Raw genomic sequence first — 14,349 nt, 5'->3', positions numbered from 1 at the left:
AACGGTACAGTGACTACGGGGCTATAGCTGCATGAAACTGTCCGAAGTGTTGAAAGATATAAAACTTCTATTTCCAGCGTTAAAAACTGGAGCCGTTTCTGCTATAAACAATAATCGATTAATTACAACGGAAATATTTAAAAGTAGAATTTTTGGTATAACGCACCAATACCTGTCCTCCAGAATTTAGAGAGTAAACTTCCTCTGATCGCCAGGTTTCACCTTCACCCTGCATATTGAATATCAGATGAAGATTGCCATCACTTTGACTGGAGGACATCAATTGCCCTGATGATTCGGTAAATAGAACTCGATCACTCGCAAGAGTCATAGAATCAGCGGAGGAGGAAACACTGCAGGATTCCTGGTCTCCCGCCCAATGGCCTTGATACTTAGATGGTACTGCAGACATTGTGCAGGCCTGGATTAATCCTATTCCCAGCAACATAGAGAAAAAAGACAGAGATCTCATGCAAGTAATCCGATAGCAAATATAATAAAAATAAAGGATATAATAACCCTGCAGTATATCTAGTACCTAAGTCTCAAATAAATCTTGCCGTCGTTAAAAATTGTGAAGCAGTCATCAAACGACAAGTCACCTAAGGCCATGGAGGAACTTTCTTTATACCGATAAACGCTTCCGCCCCCAAAAAACAGCGAAAGCCCTCTGCAAATTACTGAATTGAACGGGAAATCGACGCTCTATATCAATTCCAGATGTATCGCCCGTCGAGGTAAGTGCCTCTCCAAAATTAGCGACACACACTATTTCTTACCAGTGCCCATAAGTTATAGACATCAGTTTAAAGAAATGAATAAGTTTCAATTAATCAAGAACCGAATTTCAATAAGTGATTTACTCGCTCGCTACAGACTCACCGTTGATAACTATAATCCCCATGGCTGGGCATTAATGTTTACACCTGATGGCTACTTCGGAAATGTATACCCTATGCTCAAGGGCAAAGAATAACTAGAACGCTATGCGGTAGTACACAGTACACAGGGTGTCGGTTATTACCTGCTCTCCCCTGCACAATATTTTGGGAGACGGACAATCTTCCTCAGGCAATGCGTCTACCGTGGTCGACCCTAGCTGGTTATCGTATGCACTAGCCGCTGAATATCGGGATTATTAGCTCAAGGTAGACGGCAACTGGCTATTTCAAAACCGATGCGCAAAGGAGTTTGGCCTACCGGAAGATCCTGCGTTTTCAGTTCTCAATGCCGACCCTGACACTCGTGCTCTGCTAACCCTAATATTGGATGAGTGGAATGACTTGGGTAAACCTTTATCAGAATAAACGCCCAATACAGAAATAAAACAAACCCTACAAAATACTCAAATCATACTGGTCAAATAGGGTTAATTTAATGCACGTAAAGGTACATCATCACGACGTCCAATTGATGCCCCCAATATCTTAACCAAAAATTCTGTGATAACTCCGGCAGTAAAACCCCAAATTTCATAATCACCATACATATAAGCAGGCAGATAAATCGCGCGATCATCAATGGTGACTTGATCGGTACGTATACGCGGGTCTGCAAGAAAAAAAGATAGAGGCACTCGAAATATCGCATCCAGCTCGCCGGGATTGGGCGACAACACAATATCTGGCGAGATTACCCCCACCCAGGGTGTCACATGAACTTGCCAACGGGTGGTGCGGGGCCACAGTGGGCCCAGCATACGCACAGCGTCCATAGGCAGGTCGACTTCCTCTTCCGCCTCGCGCAGGGCCGTATACTGAAGGGAGGGGTCGGTTGCGTCCCAGCGACCACCAGGAAAGGAGACTTCACCGGAATGAGTCGAAAGGTTGGCGGAGCGTTTAGTGAGGATCACCTGAGGGTCTGACTCATTAGTCAGCGCTATCAATACAGCGGCATGCCCCTGCAAGTTGGGCCCAATAGGAACCCGTGCCTCCAGCTCCTCAATTCTTTGGGCAATATTCTCTTCGATAATATCTAGCATAAACCTATGTCCCGCCCTGATGCTTTCAGGGACTCCCTAACTTTCATCATACCCATTTCCAGCGGCAACACCGAGCGATATGCCACAATATCCATTTGTGACTTAACACCCTACCACACCTCGTATATCTATCGCTTGAGTCAGCTCGACTCAGCCCCCCCCGGAGTGGAAGACGCCTCGCCTTTATTTGGCGTGTAGCCGCCTTTTAGCTTTTCTCTTACTGTTTGCACGAGCGCGTAATACACCGGCACCAGCAGCGTCGCAAATAAACTGGCCGCCAACATGCCGCCAAACACCACCAAGCCCAGTGAAACCCGGCTCACTGCGCCAGCGCCCGTGGCCACCAGCAGCGGTATCACCCCAAGAATAAATGACATGGCTGTCATCAATACAGCGCGAAAGCGCAGTCGGGTTGCCGATAGCGCAGCACTGACAATGGACTTGCCCTTATCGCGCTCTACACAGGCGAATTCCACTATCAGAATGGCGCTCTTTGCCGCCATACCAATAAGCAACACCAAACCAATTTGCGTATAGAGGTTATTAATTGACCCTGCGATGAACACTGTGAACATGGCGCCGCCAATAGCAATGGGCACGCATAAGAGGACAGCAAACGGGATAGTCCAACTTTCATATTGGGCCACCAAAAACAGGTAAACAAATATAACGGCCAAAGAGAACAGGATTGGGGCCAGATTACCCGAGGTGATCTCCTGCAGGCTGATGCCAGTCCACTCGTAGCCATAACCCTCAGGCAAATTTGACGCCATCTCCTCCATCGCATCCATTGCCTGACCACTGGAGTATCCCGACGCAGGTGCCCCATTAATCGTTACGCTGTTATACAGGTTGTAGCGAGTGATCGTTTGCGGGGCAACCACGGGGGTAATTGTCGATACTGAAGTCAGCGGCACCAAGCCACCACTTTTGGCTCGTACGTAGAAGCCGGTCAGATTTTCCTCTTCATCGCGAAACTGCGCATCTGCCTGGGCAATTACGCGGAATACCTTACCATAGAGATTAAAGTCATTGATGTAATAACCACCAAGGAAGGTTTGCAGGGTTAAATAGACATCGGGGAGAGGCACACCTAATACGTGCGCCTTTTCTTTATCAATTTTTAATTCCAACTGCGGAGTGGATGCCTGGAAACTGGTAAATGCCTGGGATATTTCCGATCGTTGATTGGCATTCCCCAGCAAATCAAATAAGACCTGTGACAGTTGGGTAATACTACGCCCCTGCAAATCTTCCAATACAAATTCAAAGCCACCGACGGTGCCTATCCCCGGCAACGGTGGAATGACAAACGGCATTACCTGGGCGTTGGGAATCGTCGCCAGTTTCTGCTGTACCCGCTTCATTATGGCAAACTGATGATCTTCTTTATTGGTGCGATCATCCCAGGGTTTAAGTACCGCAAACATCATTGCAGTGTTGGAGGAAACACTACTAGTCAATAGGTTATATCCCGGCACGCCAACCACATGGGCCATACCCGGCTCTTCCAATAAAATGTCGGTCACTTGATTAACAATTGGGCCAGTTCTTTCCAGTGACGATCCATCTGGCAACTGCACATGCAGCATAAAGGTACCCTGATCCTCATCGGGAATAAAACCAGTCGGGATACGGGTAAATAGTAAATAGCAAAACACTAGGATTAAGACAATTGAGGCAATACCGATCAGTGGAACTTTAATGCAGGCCTTTACCATAGCTACATAGAAGTTGGTCGAAACATCCAGGGACCTGTTAAAAAAACCAAAAATACCGCCTTTTTTTCCTCCCAAAACCTCCCCATCCTTACTCACGTTCAGAAGGCTGGCACACAATGCCGGGCTCAGGGTCAATGCGTTGAGGGAAGAGATAGCCACGGCCATAGAGATGGTTACCGCAAATTGCTGATACATTTTCCCGGTAATTCCCGGCATCAACATAACCGGTACAAAAACCGCAAATAGTACCAACGTCGTTGCGATAACTGGGCCGGTCACTTCACGCATTGATTCCAGCGCAGCCTCTTTTGATGAGAGCCCACCGGCCATTAATCGCTGAGTGTTTTCCACTACGATAATGGCATCGTCCACCACTATGCCTATCGCCAGAATCAAGGCAAACAGCGTAATCGTATTAATCGTCATACCAAATGCCAACATCATGGCAAAGGTACCTATCAGAGAAACTGGAATAGCGATGGCTGGAACTAACGTAGAGCGCCAGTCCTGCAGAAACAGGAATACCACCAGAATCACCAGAATCAGAGCAATGACCAGCGTTTCCACCACCTCTTTGATCGAAGCTTCCACAAAGAGCGTGGTATCGTAAAGCACCTCCGCTTTTAACCCAGCGGGAAAACGCTCAGACAGCTCTGCTACTTTTGCCTTGATTCCATCGGCCACTTCAATGGCATTCGCTTCCGGCAATTGATACACCCCCATCACCGCAGAGGCTTCATTATCCAACTGCCCGTAGGAGGAATAGGACTCACTGCCCAACTCCACTCGCGCTACATCCTTGATCTTCACCATGGCGCCGTCGGGTTTTGCCCGAATGGTGATATCTTCAAACTCACTAGGAGAAACGAGCCGCCCCTGCACCAAAATATTATATTGAAATTGCTGATCTTTACGGATAGGAGGAGCCCCTATCTGCCCGGCGGCCACCTGAATATTTTGTGCTTCTACCGCTGAAATTACATCCTGTGCTGTCACATCCAGCGACGCCATTCGGTTCGGATCAAGCCAGAGACGCATGGCATAATTACGGGAACCGAAAATGACAACACTACTCACCCCCAACACCCGCGCAAGCTCATCTTTCAAATATATTTCAGCGTAATTTGCCAGAAATAATTCATCAAATTCCTGCTCAGGGGAAAATAGGTTCACTACCAACAACAGGGTGGTGCTCTGTTTGGAGACCACCACACCATCCCGTTTTACATCTTCGGGCAATTGCGGGGTTGCCTGCTCCACCCGATTTTGTACATTGACCTGGGCAATGTCATCGTCGTAGCCGGGTTTAAAAGTGACGGTGAGGCTGTAAGAGCCATCGTTGCCACTGGTGGAGGACATATAGTCCATACCCTCTACACCATTCACCTGGGACTCAATCGGCACAGCGATACTGTCGCGCACAACCGCAGCGCTGGCACCGGCATAAGTGGTAGCCACATTGATCGTTGCCGGTGTGATTTCAGGAAATTGTGCTACCGGCAACTGTGGCAGGGAGAGTATTCCCGCAAGAGTAATCAAGATTGAGATAACAAAGGCGAAGCGCGGGCGCCGAATACAAAAAGCACTAATCATAAATGGCTACGGCGCTGCCAAATTATTTGTAATCATCTTCGGCTCCTGGGTAATCGGGTTTCTCCGGCGACATTTCACCGCTGTCCACCGGTAGTTTCCCTTCAACCGGTGTCTCTGCGTTGTTCTGTGGCGCTGAAGGTGTGTCCGCTCTCTCTGCAGGTGGCACTGGAGAGGCTTCTACATCGTAGGGATTCCTCGGCGTATTTTGAGGTGTAACCGGCTTATCAGCGACGACTCGCTGCAAGCCATTGACGATGACCGATTCACCCGCAGCAATTCCCCGGGTTACCGCCCACAGCTCTCCCTCCCGTTGTCCCAGGGTCAGGTAGCGCTTTTCGGCAATATTCTTTTTTCCCAATACAAATACATAGCGCCCCTGCATATCCTCCATTACCGCAGATTGCGGCACCAGTGGCCTCAAGGCTTCATTACCGGCAAAGACCCGTATTGACACCCGAGCGAATTGGCCCTGTACCAATAGTTTATCCGGATTTGAAAACAACGCGCGGACGGCTACAGACCCTGTATTCGGATCGATCTGGTTGTCGATAAATACAATCTTGCCTTGAGAGGGATAATAATTACCGTCCGGCAGCTCGATACGTACATCTAAACGGGTAGGATTCAATCCCTCCCGCTGTCTTCGTTGAGTGTCCATCTGCACCGCAAAGAGCTGCTCTTCAGGCACCTCAAACAGTACATAAATGGGATCCATTTTTACGATCGTGGTAAGAGGGTCTGAATTGGGGCCTACGAGGGAGCCGACAGTAAAACCTGTGCGGCCAATACGGCCAGTCAGAGGCGCATAAATTTTTGTATAGGAGAGATCCAGTTCGGCACTTTGTACCTTGGCACGATTGGCATCAACTTGTGATCCAGTCTCCTCGAAGGTGCCCTTCAGTTCATCCATTTGTACTTGACTGATAGCACCAGTAGCAACGAGCCGGCGGCCCCGTCGGAAGTTTCGCTCTGCGACCCTAAGCGACGCTTGGGACTGTTCTAAAGTGGCCCGCTGGTTATCCAATTCCGCAATAAAAGGACGAGGATCAATTTCGAATAAGAGCTGCCCTTTTTCAACCGTATCCCCCTCTTTAAAATTGCGGCTCTCTATATACCCTTGCACCCGTGGGCGCACCTGATATTCATCGGTCGCTTCCACTCTGCCAACAAACTCATAGCGAGGAATAACAGGCTCCTCTCTCACCACCAAAATTTCCACTGGTGGGGGGGGCGGCGCCTTTTCCTGCTTGTCTTTACCGCCACAGGCGCAAAGAGCAACAAGCGCTACACTGATTAGTAAAATACGCGCCATTGCAGGTTAGACACCGCCTTTGCAGATCCACTTCACTAACAACTATAGGCGTCAACGGGCCCGGAGGCTGGCGCTAAAATTTCGCATGGGTATACTGACGCCATGAAATTTTGCAGCCAATGCGGCAGTAGTGCCGTAACACTCTCGATCCCTAAAGGGGATGACCGTCCGCGCCACCTTTGTGGCAGTTGTGGCACCATCTACTATATCAATCCCCGCGTCATTGTCGGCGTGCTGCCCTATGTCGGTGACAAAGTCATGCTCTGCAAGCGTGCCATTCAGCCCCGACTGGGACTTTGGACCCTACCCGCTGGGTTTATGGAGAACGGCGAAAGCAGTGAAGAGGGCGCCCTCCGCGAATCCTGGGAAGAAGCACGGGCCAGCATCCGCGTGGACGATCTCTACTCCGTCTACGATATCCCTCATATCAATCAGGTTTATATGCTGTACCGGGGTGAACTCACAGATATGAATTTTGGACCGGGCCCCGAGTCTCTGGAAGTGGAACTGTTTCGCGAAGAAGAGATCCCCTGGAAAGAAATCGCCTTTCCGATAATGCAGCGCACATTGGAACACTACTTTGAGGATACCCGCCTCGGTCTTTACCAGCTGCACCGCGGAGTGATCAACCGCAAGCTGTAGCTGCTAGTATCGGCTCACAAATCCATTCAATGACTCTGCAATAAAAGGAGGTTTGCATGAAATATCTTCCAATGCTCGGTGCCTTATTGCTGGTTGGAATTGGCCTGCCCATGATTCTACCGGGTCCGGGCGGTCAGCCCATTATGTCGCCAGCCGACTGGCTACCAGAAAAACCCGACTTTTCCGCGATTCGCGAAACCAGTGAACGCGCCATCCAGAGCCTGCGTGAAGGGTCACAAGAATCCGCCGCAAAACTTGAAAGGCTAGCCGCTTCCAGAGGACTTATGCCGCAACAAGACGCGACAAAGCAAACAACCGAAGTATTCACTTGGAAGGATGGAGATGGAAACTGGCACTTTTCTGATACCGTGCCGGAGGGATTGGATTCGCATGTGCGCATTCACCGGGTTAAACCAATAAATTCCCTCCCCGCCTCAGCACCTATTGAGCTTCAGCCCAAGCAAATTCAACAGGCCGGTCAAGCACCAGCATCGGAGCTGCCCAGCCAGCAAACCAGTCTCTCTGAATTACTGGACGATGTAAAAGCGATAGAGCAAATAAGCCGCAAGCGGCAGGAAGTACTCGACGGCCTCTAGTCAATGGAGAGCAAACGGGATTAATTTTGGGCCGCAGGGTTACAGCGAGAGTCCAACAGCCATAAATCAAAGGCGGGCTCCTCATAGGGATGCGCGGCCCGCATCGCAGCAAGAGCTGCTTCTACCAGCTCATCGGTACAGACCATTTCTACGCGGTACTCCGCCACCATTTCCACTTGTCCCGACTCACCCATAAATGGCTGACTGCCATCCAGCGGACGAAACTGCCCGGTACCCAGTATCTGCCAACAGCAACTATCGTAATCGCCAATGCGCCCGGCCCCGGCATTAAAAAGTGCCTGCTTTACCGCTTCCAGGTGGGACTCGGGAATATAAATACAGAGCTTATACATAATTTATTTTCCTTAAGTATCACTACATAAACAAAGAGGCCTTATAGGCCCCTGTATTTACACTGGAACAGAATAACTTTTTTAAAATAGCATGGTCATCAATTTGCGCTGGTACTGAGTGGCAATCGGATCACCGGCACCGAGACTTTTAACAATATCCAGGAAAGCCTGTTTAGCTGCACCACCGGCAAAATTCATATCCTTGCGCAAAATATCCAGTAACAGTTGCAGCGCCTCTTCATGACGGCTGGCCTGGCTGTACTGTAGTGCCAGCTGGTAAGCGGAATCGCTGTCTTGCGGTTTTTTCTCCAACGCCTGTTGCAGCGCTTGAATTTCCGGCGTCTCCGCAGCCTGCTGTTTTAAGTCGAGCTGTGCCATCAGCTGCTGGTATTCCGCATCCTGATCAGCCAACAGGATTTTGCCCAAAACCGTTTCCGCCTCTTGCACGCGATTCTGATCGAGGGATGTTGCCGCCAGTTGTTTAGCGATATCGGTGCGCTCAGAGGATTCTGTATAAGCCTGGCGCAACAGGGGCAACGCTTCAGCGGCTTTGTCTTCAGCGATCAAAGCCTGCGCCTGCTGTAGTTTTATATCCCAGGGCTTGGGCAGGTATTTGTCCAGCATTTCGCGTATTTGCGTCTCTGGTTGCACCCCGGCAAAGCCATCTACAGGTTGGCCGTCTTTCAAAATCATAACAGTGGGCAAACTGCGCACACCCAACTGGCCGGCCAGCATTTGCTCGGTGTCGGCATTGACCTTAGCCAACAAAAATTGGCCGGCATACTCATTCGCCAGTTTCTCCAATAGCGGCATCAACTGTTTACACGGCTCGCACCAGTCCGCCCAGAAGTCCACAACTACGGGACGCTTCATAGACTCTTCAATTAGATTTTGCTGGGCGTTCTCTGCCGTTACATCGACGATAAATTCGTTCACAACTTCTCCTGACTCAAATCTGGTATTTTCTTTGTCGGTACCTGGAAGCCACTAGCGGTAGAGCACTTCGGTACCGTAAGCCAGCTCAAGGGATTTACGCTCCATCTTGCGCAGCCCTTTCACCACCAAACCGTACGAGCGGTCTAGCATCCGCTCAATTTCATAATCCGGCACTGTGCCATCCAATAACACGGTATTCCAGTGCTTCTTGTTCATATGGTAACCCGGAATAACACCGGGGAAGATATCCCGCAATGCCTGGGCCTCATCGGGATCACACTTTAAATTGCTGGCATCTACCCCGCGGTAGCAACTCAAGGTTGCAAACATGCGCCCTTTGACTTTGAACACCGCCACATCCGGGCCAAAGGGGAAGTCCTCTATAGCCTCCGGGCGCGACAGTATGTACTCCCTCAGGATACTTTTCTGCATAGGGCTTCAGTTGCTACCAGTCCAGGGATGAAGGCAGGCGCGGCGAAGACAATAACCTGGCAAAGCGCTGCCAGCGCTCAGCATTACTGTGGCTACCCCGCTCGACATAATCTGCCACCAATTTCTTGCCCCAATTATAATTAATGACATAGGCACCGTAAGCATCGACAAAATCTTTTCTCTGTGCCGCCTTGGCCGGGCTCATCAGGGTGTACTTCTCAAACAGTGTGGGCACCTGCTCTGCCTTGATCTCACCATCAATATATTGGCGTGCTATTTCATTTCCAGCAAAGCCCAGCTGATCCACCAAAGCCATCACCCGCTCATACTTTTCTGCCGTCTTTGGCTCCAGCCCGGCCAGAGGGTAGAGCACCTCCATTTCGAAACGGGTTTTTTCCTCATCCGGGAAGGCCAGGTCAATACCATAGTTAGCACTTCCTTCGGCAATCAGTGACTGCGGACTAAATAGCGGGTACACGCTGTATTCCACCCAGCCACGCCCTCGTACCAGGGCCTGCTCTAACAGGGCATTGTAGGTGTGATGGCCCGGATACCCCTCGTGACAACCCAGATCTATAGCCCGATCTATAGTGATCGGCAGACCCCGGTTTACCTGAATCAAACTGTGGGCGCCGCCCTTATACCAGTTGTAACCACTCCAAGGTTTATCACTGACATATTCCAGGATAAAAGTCTCTTTATCCGGCAATGGAATAAATTTCTTAGTCCGCAATCGGCACGCTTCGATCGCGGCATCAAAAACGACCTGCAATCGATCTGCTGGGATTTCATACCCATGCCGGAACTTGGCAACTCGGCTACTTAAAGGCTCACTCCCAGGCAACAGTAGCTCCAACTCATCCAACAGGGGGTTAAAACTGGCTAGATCCTGCTTGGGGGGCTTAGTGTCATAGAGTGCTCTGGCCTCTTTGGCAAAGTTCCGAGGCATACCACCAGCCAGTCCGTGGGCATGGGCCACAAGAGCCGCTAACTGAGTCTTCAGATAGTGACGTCGCAGATTGTCAATACTGCCATCCCCGAGCGTTACGCTCGGTAATTGCTTTAACAGTGACTCACCCCGCTCGGTAATATCTGCGGGACTCGACTGGCTTTGGGAGGCAATTTCGCGTAAAGCTGCAGGACCGTAATAGGCATCCACATAGCTGTCGTCGTGATTGCCAAGCTCCAGCACCAACTGGACATATTCTTTTGCGAGCTTATCCATTGCACTGTCTCCACTTCGGCTATCGGGAACCATCGCCTTAACGGCTTCGTGCACCGCTGTAGCTGTTCTTCCATCATTCGCTTGCTGAGCATCACAAGCCACCATCAGCAGGAATACAACAAGCGCCGAAAGCACCTGTACTCCAGATTTCAATCGCATAACTTTTACTTCCTTATCACCTTGCCGGAAGGGGGGCGGAATTTTGTAAGAAATTGGGCCCCTCCAGAACAGCGGGGCCCAGGTGCTAAACAGAATTTCCGTCAGCTCAGCTCTGACGACTGGGACGCTGCTCACCGCCCCCCGCATGCGGCGAGTCATGCTCGCCCTCGTTCAGTGGCTCACCTTCTTCATGAATTTCAAATTCATCTGCCACCGGCGCCTTGCGTAGCACCAAAAATCCAGCCAGCCCAGCAATCACGGAGGCCAACAAGATACCGGCCTTGGCCTGGATCAGCAGCTCGTAGTCAGAGCTGAAGGCCAGCTCCGCAATAAAGATCGACATGGTAAAGCCAATGCCACCCAGCAGCGCCACACCGACAATATGTTGGAAATTAGCCGACTTAGGCAGCTTACCCCAGCCCAGCCTCCAACCGATCCAGGTGGCCCCCACGATCCCTACCAGCTTGCCAATCACCAGCCCCGCAATCACCCCAAGAGTGACGGGGTTAATCACCGCCGACGAACTGGTAAAACTGTCAAACGGAATACCTGCATTGGCCAGGGCAAAAATGGGAATCACCAGAAAACCCACCGGCATATGCAAACGGGTTTCCATCCGCTGCAGAGGAGACTGCGCCAAATTGACTCCGTTTCCGAGCGCCATTACACGGGCGCGCAGTGCATCATTGGCAATAATCTTGTCACCGGGACGGAAGCAGCGGTCGAAGCTACGGATAATATCTTTTACAAAGGTACTGAACGCCACCGGGTCATATTTGGGTTTTGCCGGCAATGCCATTGCAGTGATTACACCGGCGATAGTTGCATGTACGCCAGCCAGGTAGAACTCGTACCAGAGCAAAACGCCGACAAATACATAGGCAGGAGAACGGCGAACCCCCGCTGCTTTCAACAGCCACATAATGACGATTAAACAGCCCGCCGCAATCAGCGCAGCGACATTTACCTGCTCGGTATACCAGATAGCAATAACCAGAATCGCGCCCAGGTCATCCACAATTGCCAGAGCAACCAAGAAGGTCACCACGGCGCGTGGCACCCGATTACCCAATAAAGCAATACAGCCAACCGCGAAAGCAATATCCGTCGCCATGGGGATACCCCAGCCGCGCTCACCGCCCCCCCCGACATTAAAAGAGGCGTAGATCAGGGCTGGCACCACCATTCCGCCTATAGCTGCCATAACCGGCAGTACTGCCTGGCGCAGGTCGGACAACTCCCCCACCATAAACTCTCGTTTTAATTCCAGGCCTACCAGAAAAAAGAAGATCGCCATCAGACCGTCATTGATCCAGTGGTGTACCGATAGGGAGAACTCCCAGTCACCAGCACTGAGGCCGATAGGCATATGTAACAGATGCTTATAGGCCTCCTGCAAAGGCGAGTTGGCAATAATCAATGCCGCCAATGCAGAGAGCATCAGCAAAATACCACTGCTGCTTTGGCGATGGATAAATTCTTCAAAGGGTGTCACAAGGCGGCCAAATGCCCCCTCGAGTGGCGCTTCAAAAACCTTCCCTTTGCGAATCTTGAACTTATCCAAAACGCTTTTTGCCATCAGCTGACATCCTCCTAACTTAAGATTAGCCCTACTAATTATGGGGCCACACTTCTACCTATGGGAGCCAGAGGTTAGCATGAGCACTGTATTCTTAACCATATAAACAGGATTGCGGTACAAAACATGACCAGACTGGATCAACTGCTCGTAGAGAGAAAACTGGCCAACTCCCGCACCCATGCAAAAAAGCTAATAGAGGCAGGCAGGGTCATGTTATCAGGGGGCGGCCCACTGCAGCCCGCACGCAAAGCCGCACAAACCGTGCCCGAAGATTCTGCTCTAGAAGTGACTCCCCTGCCGGAGGACCAATATGTCTCCCGTGCAGGCCTGAAGCTGGCCGCTATTCTCGACCAAACCGGCCTCAACCCCATCGGTTGGCACATTCTCGATGTGGGCTGTTCGACGGGAGGTTTTAGTGACTGCCTACTTCAACGTGGCGCGGAATCTGTTGTTGGTGTCGACGTAGGGCGAGATCAACTGGCGCAGAAATTAAAGGAAGATGCTCGCATGCATCTTTTTGAAGGGGTCAATGCCCGCCATTTACAAGCCTCCCAGATTACTCCCTTTGCCGACAGGGGTTTTGACGCTATTGTGATGGATGTCTCTTTTATTTCCCAGACACTGATACTGCCGCAATTACCCGCACTACTGAAACCCAGCGGACAACTATTAACCTTGGTCAAACCCCAATTCGAGGTTGGTCAGGAAGGGATCGGCAAAGGCGGCCTGGTTCGCGGCAGCCAATATTACCCGCAGGTGCGCGAGCGTATTATCGGCTTATGCGAAGAGCTGGGGCTGGAAGTGAAGAAATATATTGACAGCCCCATTAAGGGTGGAGATGGCAACCGGGAATTTTTGCTATGGGCCACTCCCCGCCCACTCTAATCTGCGTTCATTCAGGAACATTAAACCTGACCGAAACCTCTTTGCTGAACTTTTGATAGCCCTTACCGACAAGGGCTATTAAACAATTTATCACCATTTTCATCTTATTTTATCGAAAAAAACAATATCAGCCTTTACTCACAATAAAAGATACCACACCGGCTAATATCCACAAAAAACCAATTCCACCAACATTTGAATGTGACCTCAACCCACACTTAACAATAGTTCTTTCTATACATCACTAATCCCACGCAATCCCGTAGTACCGCAGATTTATACTGCGCGCTCAAACACTATCAAAGATAATCATAATAAAAGGCTAATTATCTTAGCTACCCTTTCCTCTGCGATCCAAGCTGCGCTATTCACCAATTATCAAGTCATAGACGGTGACACCGTCCACGGCTGTGTTGATAACGCATTTGTAAAAATACGCCTTAATTGTATTGATGTTCCAGAAACCAACGCCAACACTCAACCTTACGGCCATAAGACCATCCAAGTGCTGGGCTACCTGTTGTCATTTGGAGATATTGACTTCGAATCTACGGGTAAGGACATTTAGGGACGAGAAACAGTCTGCCTCTATATTAATGGGCACCTCATAAATCAGGAGCTGGTTCCAAGGCGCGCCGCTTAGAATTACGGATATTACTGTGGTAGCGAGTTTGAACAGGAACAGGCGTTTGCCTACGACTACGGCCTGGGATTATGGAGTAATTCCGAGGCCATAGACTCCTACTGCGTTCGCAAAAACATTGACTACGATCACTACTATTACAATCCAGAATAAAACCTAACTCTAGACAATTAAACCCCTACAACTGCTGAATTTAAGTATGAAATTAATTTTAATTCGGCAATCTCTGCCATATGACAACACTTCGGACAGTTTCATGCAGCTATAGCCCCATAGTCACTGTACCGCT

The 14,349-nt window shown here is 50.1% G+C and carries 12 protein-coding genes; 3 read left to right on the top strand and 9 right to left on the bottom strand.

Annotated features, from left to right (window positions below; genetic code table 11):
* Positions 1-118: 118 nt before the first annotated feature.
* The 4 genes from MO867_RS17360 to MO867_RS17345 all read right to left on the bottom strand — a co-directional run bounded on the left by MO867_RS17360 (position 119) and on the right by MO867_RS17345 (position 6,607).
* A complete protein-coding gene (locus MO867_RS17360; RefSeq protein WP_252471489.1) occupies positions 119-472 on the bottom strand; it encodes a hypothetical protein in 354 nt (117 codons plus the stop codon).
* A gap of 897 nt (positions 473-1,369) precedes the next feature.
* Positions 1,370-1,981: an NUDIX hydrolase gene (locus MO867_RS17355; protein WP_252471487.1), complete on the bottom strand. Its 612-nt coding sequence runs from the start codon at positions 1,979-1,981 to the stop codon at positions 1,370-1,372.
* A 140-nt stretch (positions 1,982-2,121) separates the two neighbouring features.
* Positions 2,122-5,295 (bottom strand): efflux RND transporter permease subunit, encoded by a 3,174-nt coding sequence (locus tag MO867_RS17350; protein ID WP_252471485.1) that lies wholly within the window; start codon positions 5,293-5,295, stop codon positions 2,122-2,124.
* Between the two features lie 22 nt (positions 5,296-5,317).
* Positions 5,318-6,607, bottom strand: coding sequence for an efflux RND transporter periplasmic adaptor subunit (locus MO867_RS17345; protein ID WP_252471483.1), 1,290 nt, complete (start codon positions 6,605-6,607; stop codon positions 5,318-5,320).
* A 102-nt stretch (positions 6,608-6,709) separates the two neighbouring features.
* On the opposite strand from MO867_RS17345, the gene MO867_RS17340 reads away from it, so the two are divergent.
* Together MO867_RS17340 and MO867_RS17335 are read left to right on the top strand one after the other, a co-directional pair.
* Complete coding sequence (locus MO867_RS17340) at positions 6,710-7,249, top strand: NUDIX hydrolase (protein WP_252471481.1); 540 nt, start codon at positions 6,710-6,712, stop codon at positions 7,247-7,249.
* A 56-nt stretch (positions 7,250-7,305) separates the two neighbouring features.
* The gene (locus tag MO867_RS17335; protein ID WP_252471480.1) at positions 7,306-7,845 is read left to right on the top strand and encodes a DUF4124 domain-containing protein; all 540 of its coding nucleotides are present in this window, start codon (positions 7,306-7,308) and stop codon (positions 7,843-7,845) included.
* Positions 7,846-7,865: 20 nt separating this feature from the next.
* Here the strand turns inward: MO867_RS17335 and MO867_RS17330 are convergent, their stop codons facing one another.
* The 5 genes from MO867_RS17330 to nhaA form a co-directional block, all read right to left on the bottom strand.
* Positions 7,866-8,198, bottom strand: a complete 333-nt coding sequence (locus MO867_RS17330) for a YqfO family protein (RefSeq protein ID WP_252471478.1) — start codon at positions 8,196-8,198, stop codon at positions 7,866-7,868.
* A gap of 81 nt (positions 8,199-8,279) precedes the next feature.
* Positions 8,280-9,134 carry a thioredoxin gene (gene trxA, locus MO867_RS17325; RefSeq protein ID WP_252471476.1) on the bottom strand — a complete coding sequence of 285 codons (855 nt, stop codon included), beginning with the start codon at positions 9,132-9,134 and terminating at the stop codon, positions 8,280-8,282.
* A 51-nt stretch (positions 9,135-9,185) separates the two neighbouring features.
* Positions 9,186-9,566 (bottom strand): MmcQ/YjbR family DNA-binding protein, encoded by a 381-nt coding sequence (locus MO867_RS17320; RefSeq protein ID WP_252471474.1) that lies wholly within the window; start codon positions 9,564-9,566, stop codon positions 9,186-9,188.
* Positions 9,567-9,579: 13 nt separating this feature from the next.
* Complete coding sequence (locus MO867_RS17315; protein WP_252471472.1) at positions 9,580-10,950, bottom strand: hypothetical protein; 1,371 nt, start codon at positions 10,948-10,950, stop codon at positions 9,580-9,582.
* Positions 10,951-11,056: 106 nt separating this feature from the next.
* Positions 11,057-12,529, bottom strand: a complete 1,473-nt coding sequence (nhaA, locus tag MO867_RS17310; protein WP_252471470.1) for a Na+/H+ antiporter NhaA — start codon at positions 12,527-12,529, stop codon at positions 11,057-11,059.
* Between the two features lie 126 nt (positions 12,530-12,655).
* On the opposite strand from nhaA, the gene MO867_RS17305 reads away from it, so the two are divergent.
* Positions 12,656-13,417: a TlyA family RNA methyltransferase gene (locus MO867_RS17305; protein WP_252471468.1), complete on the top strand. Its 762-nt coding sequence runs from the start codon at positions 12,656-12,658 to the stop codon at positions 13,415-13,417.
* Positions 13,418-14,349: the final 932 nt, after the last annotated feature.

Origin of the sequence: Microbulbifer okhotskensis, assembly GCF_023895975.1 — a bacterium.
GTDB lineage: Bacteria > Pseudomonadota > Gammaproteobacteria > Pseudomonadales > Cellvibrionaceae > Microbulbifer > Microbulbifer okhotskensis.
Note: the sequence above shows the minus strand (reverse complement) of the source record. Positions and strands in the feature narration are given on the sequence as shown.

Excerpts from the sequence above, each read along its gene's own strand:
- MO867_RS17305 (WP_252471468.1), top strand. The coding sequence starts at position 12,656 with ATGACCAGACTGGATCAACTGCTCGTAGAGAGAAAACTGGCCAACTCC.
- MO867_RS17345 (WP_252471483.1), bottom strand. The coding sequence starts at position 6,607 with ATGGCGCGTATTTTACTAATCAGTGTAGCGCTTGTTGCTCTTTGCGCC.
- MO867_RS17315 (WP_252471472.1), bottom strand. The coding sequence starts at position 10,950 with ATGCGATTGAAATCTGGAGTACAGGTGCTTTCGGCGCTTGTTGTATTC.
- MO867_RS17350 (WP_252471485.1), bottom strand. The coding sequence starts at position 5,295 with ATGATTAGTGCTTTTTGTATTCGGCGCCCGCGCTTCGCCTTTGTTATC.
- MO867_RS17330 (WP_252471478.1), bottom strand. The coding sequence starts at position 8,198 with ATGTATAAGCTCTGTATTTATATTCCCGAGTCCCACCTGGAAGCGGTA.
- MO867_RS17340 (WP_252471481.1), top strand. The coding sequence starts at position 6,710 with ATGAAATTTTGCAGCCAATGCGGCAGTAGTGCCGTAACACTCTCGATC.
- MO867_RS17320 (WP_252471474.1), bottom strand. The coding sequence starts at position 9,566 with ATGCAGAAAAGTATCCTGAGGGAGTACATACTGTCGCGCCCGGAGGCT.
- MO867_RS17360 (WP_252471489.1), bottom strand. The coding sequence starts at position 472 with ATGAGATCTCTGTCTTTTTTCTCTATGTTGCTGGGAATAGGATTAATC.
- MO867_RS17355 (WP_252471487.1), bottom strand. The coding sequence starts at position 1,981 with ATGCTAGATATTATCGAAGAGAATATTGCCCAAAGAATTGAGGAGCTG.
- MO867_RS17335 (WP_252471480.1), top strand. The coding sequence starts at position 7,306 with ATGAAATATCTTCCAATGCTCGGTGCCTTATTGCTGGTTGGAATTGGC.
- nhaA (WP_252471470.1), bottom strand. The coding sequence starts at position 12,529 with ATGGCAAAAAGCGTTTTGGATAAGTTCAAGATTCGCAAAGGGAAGGTT.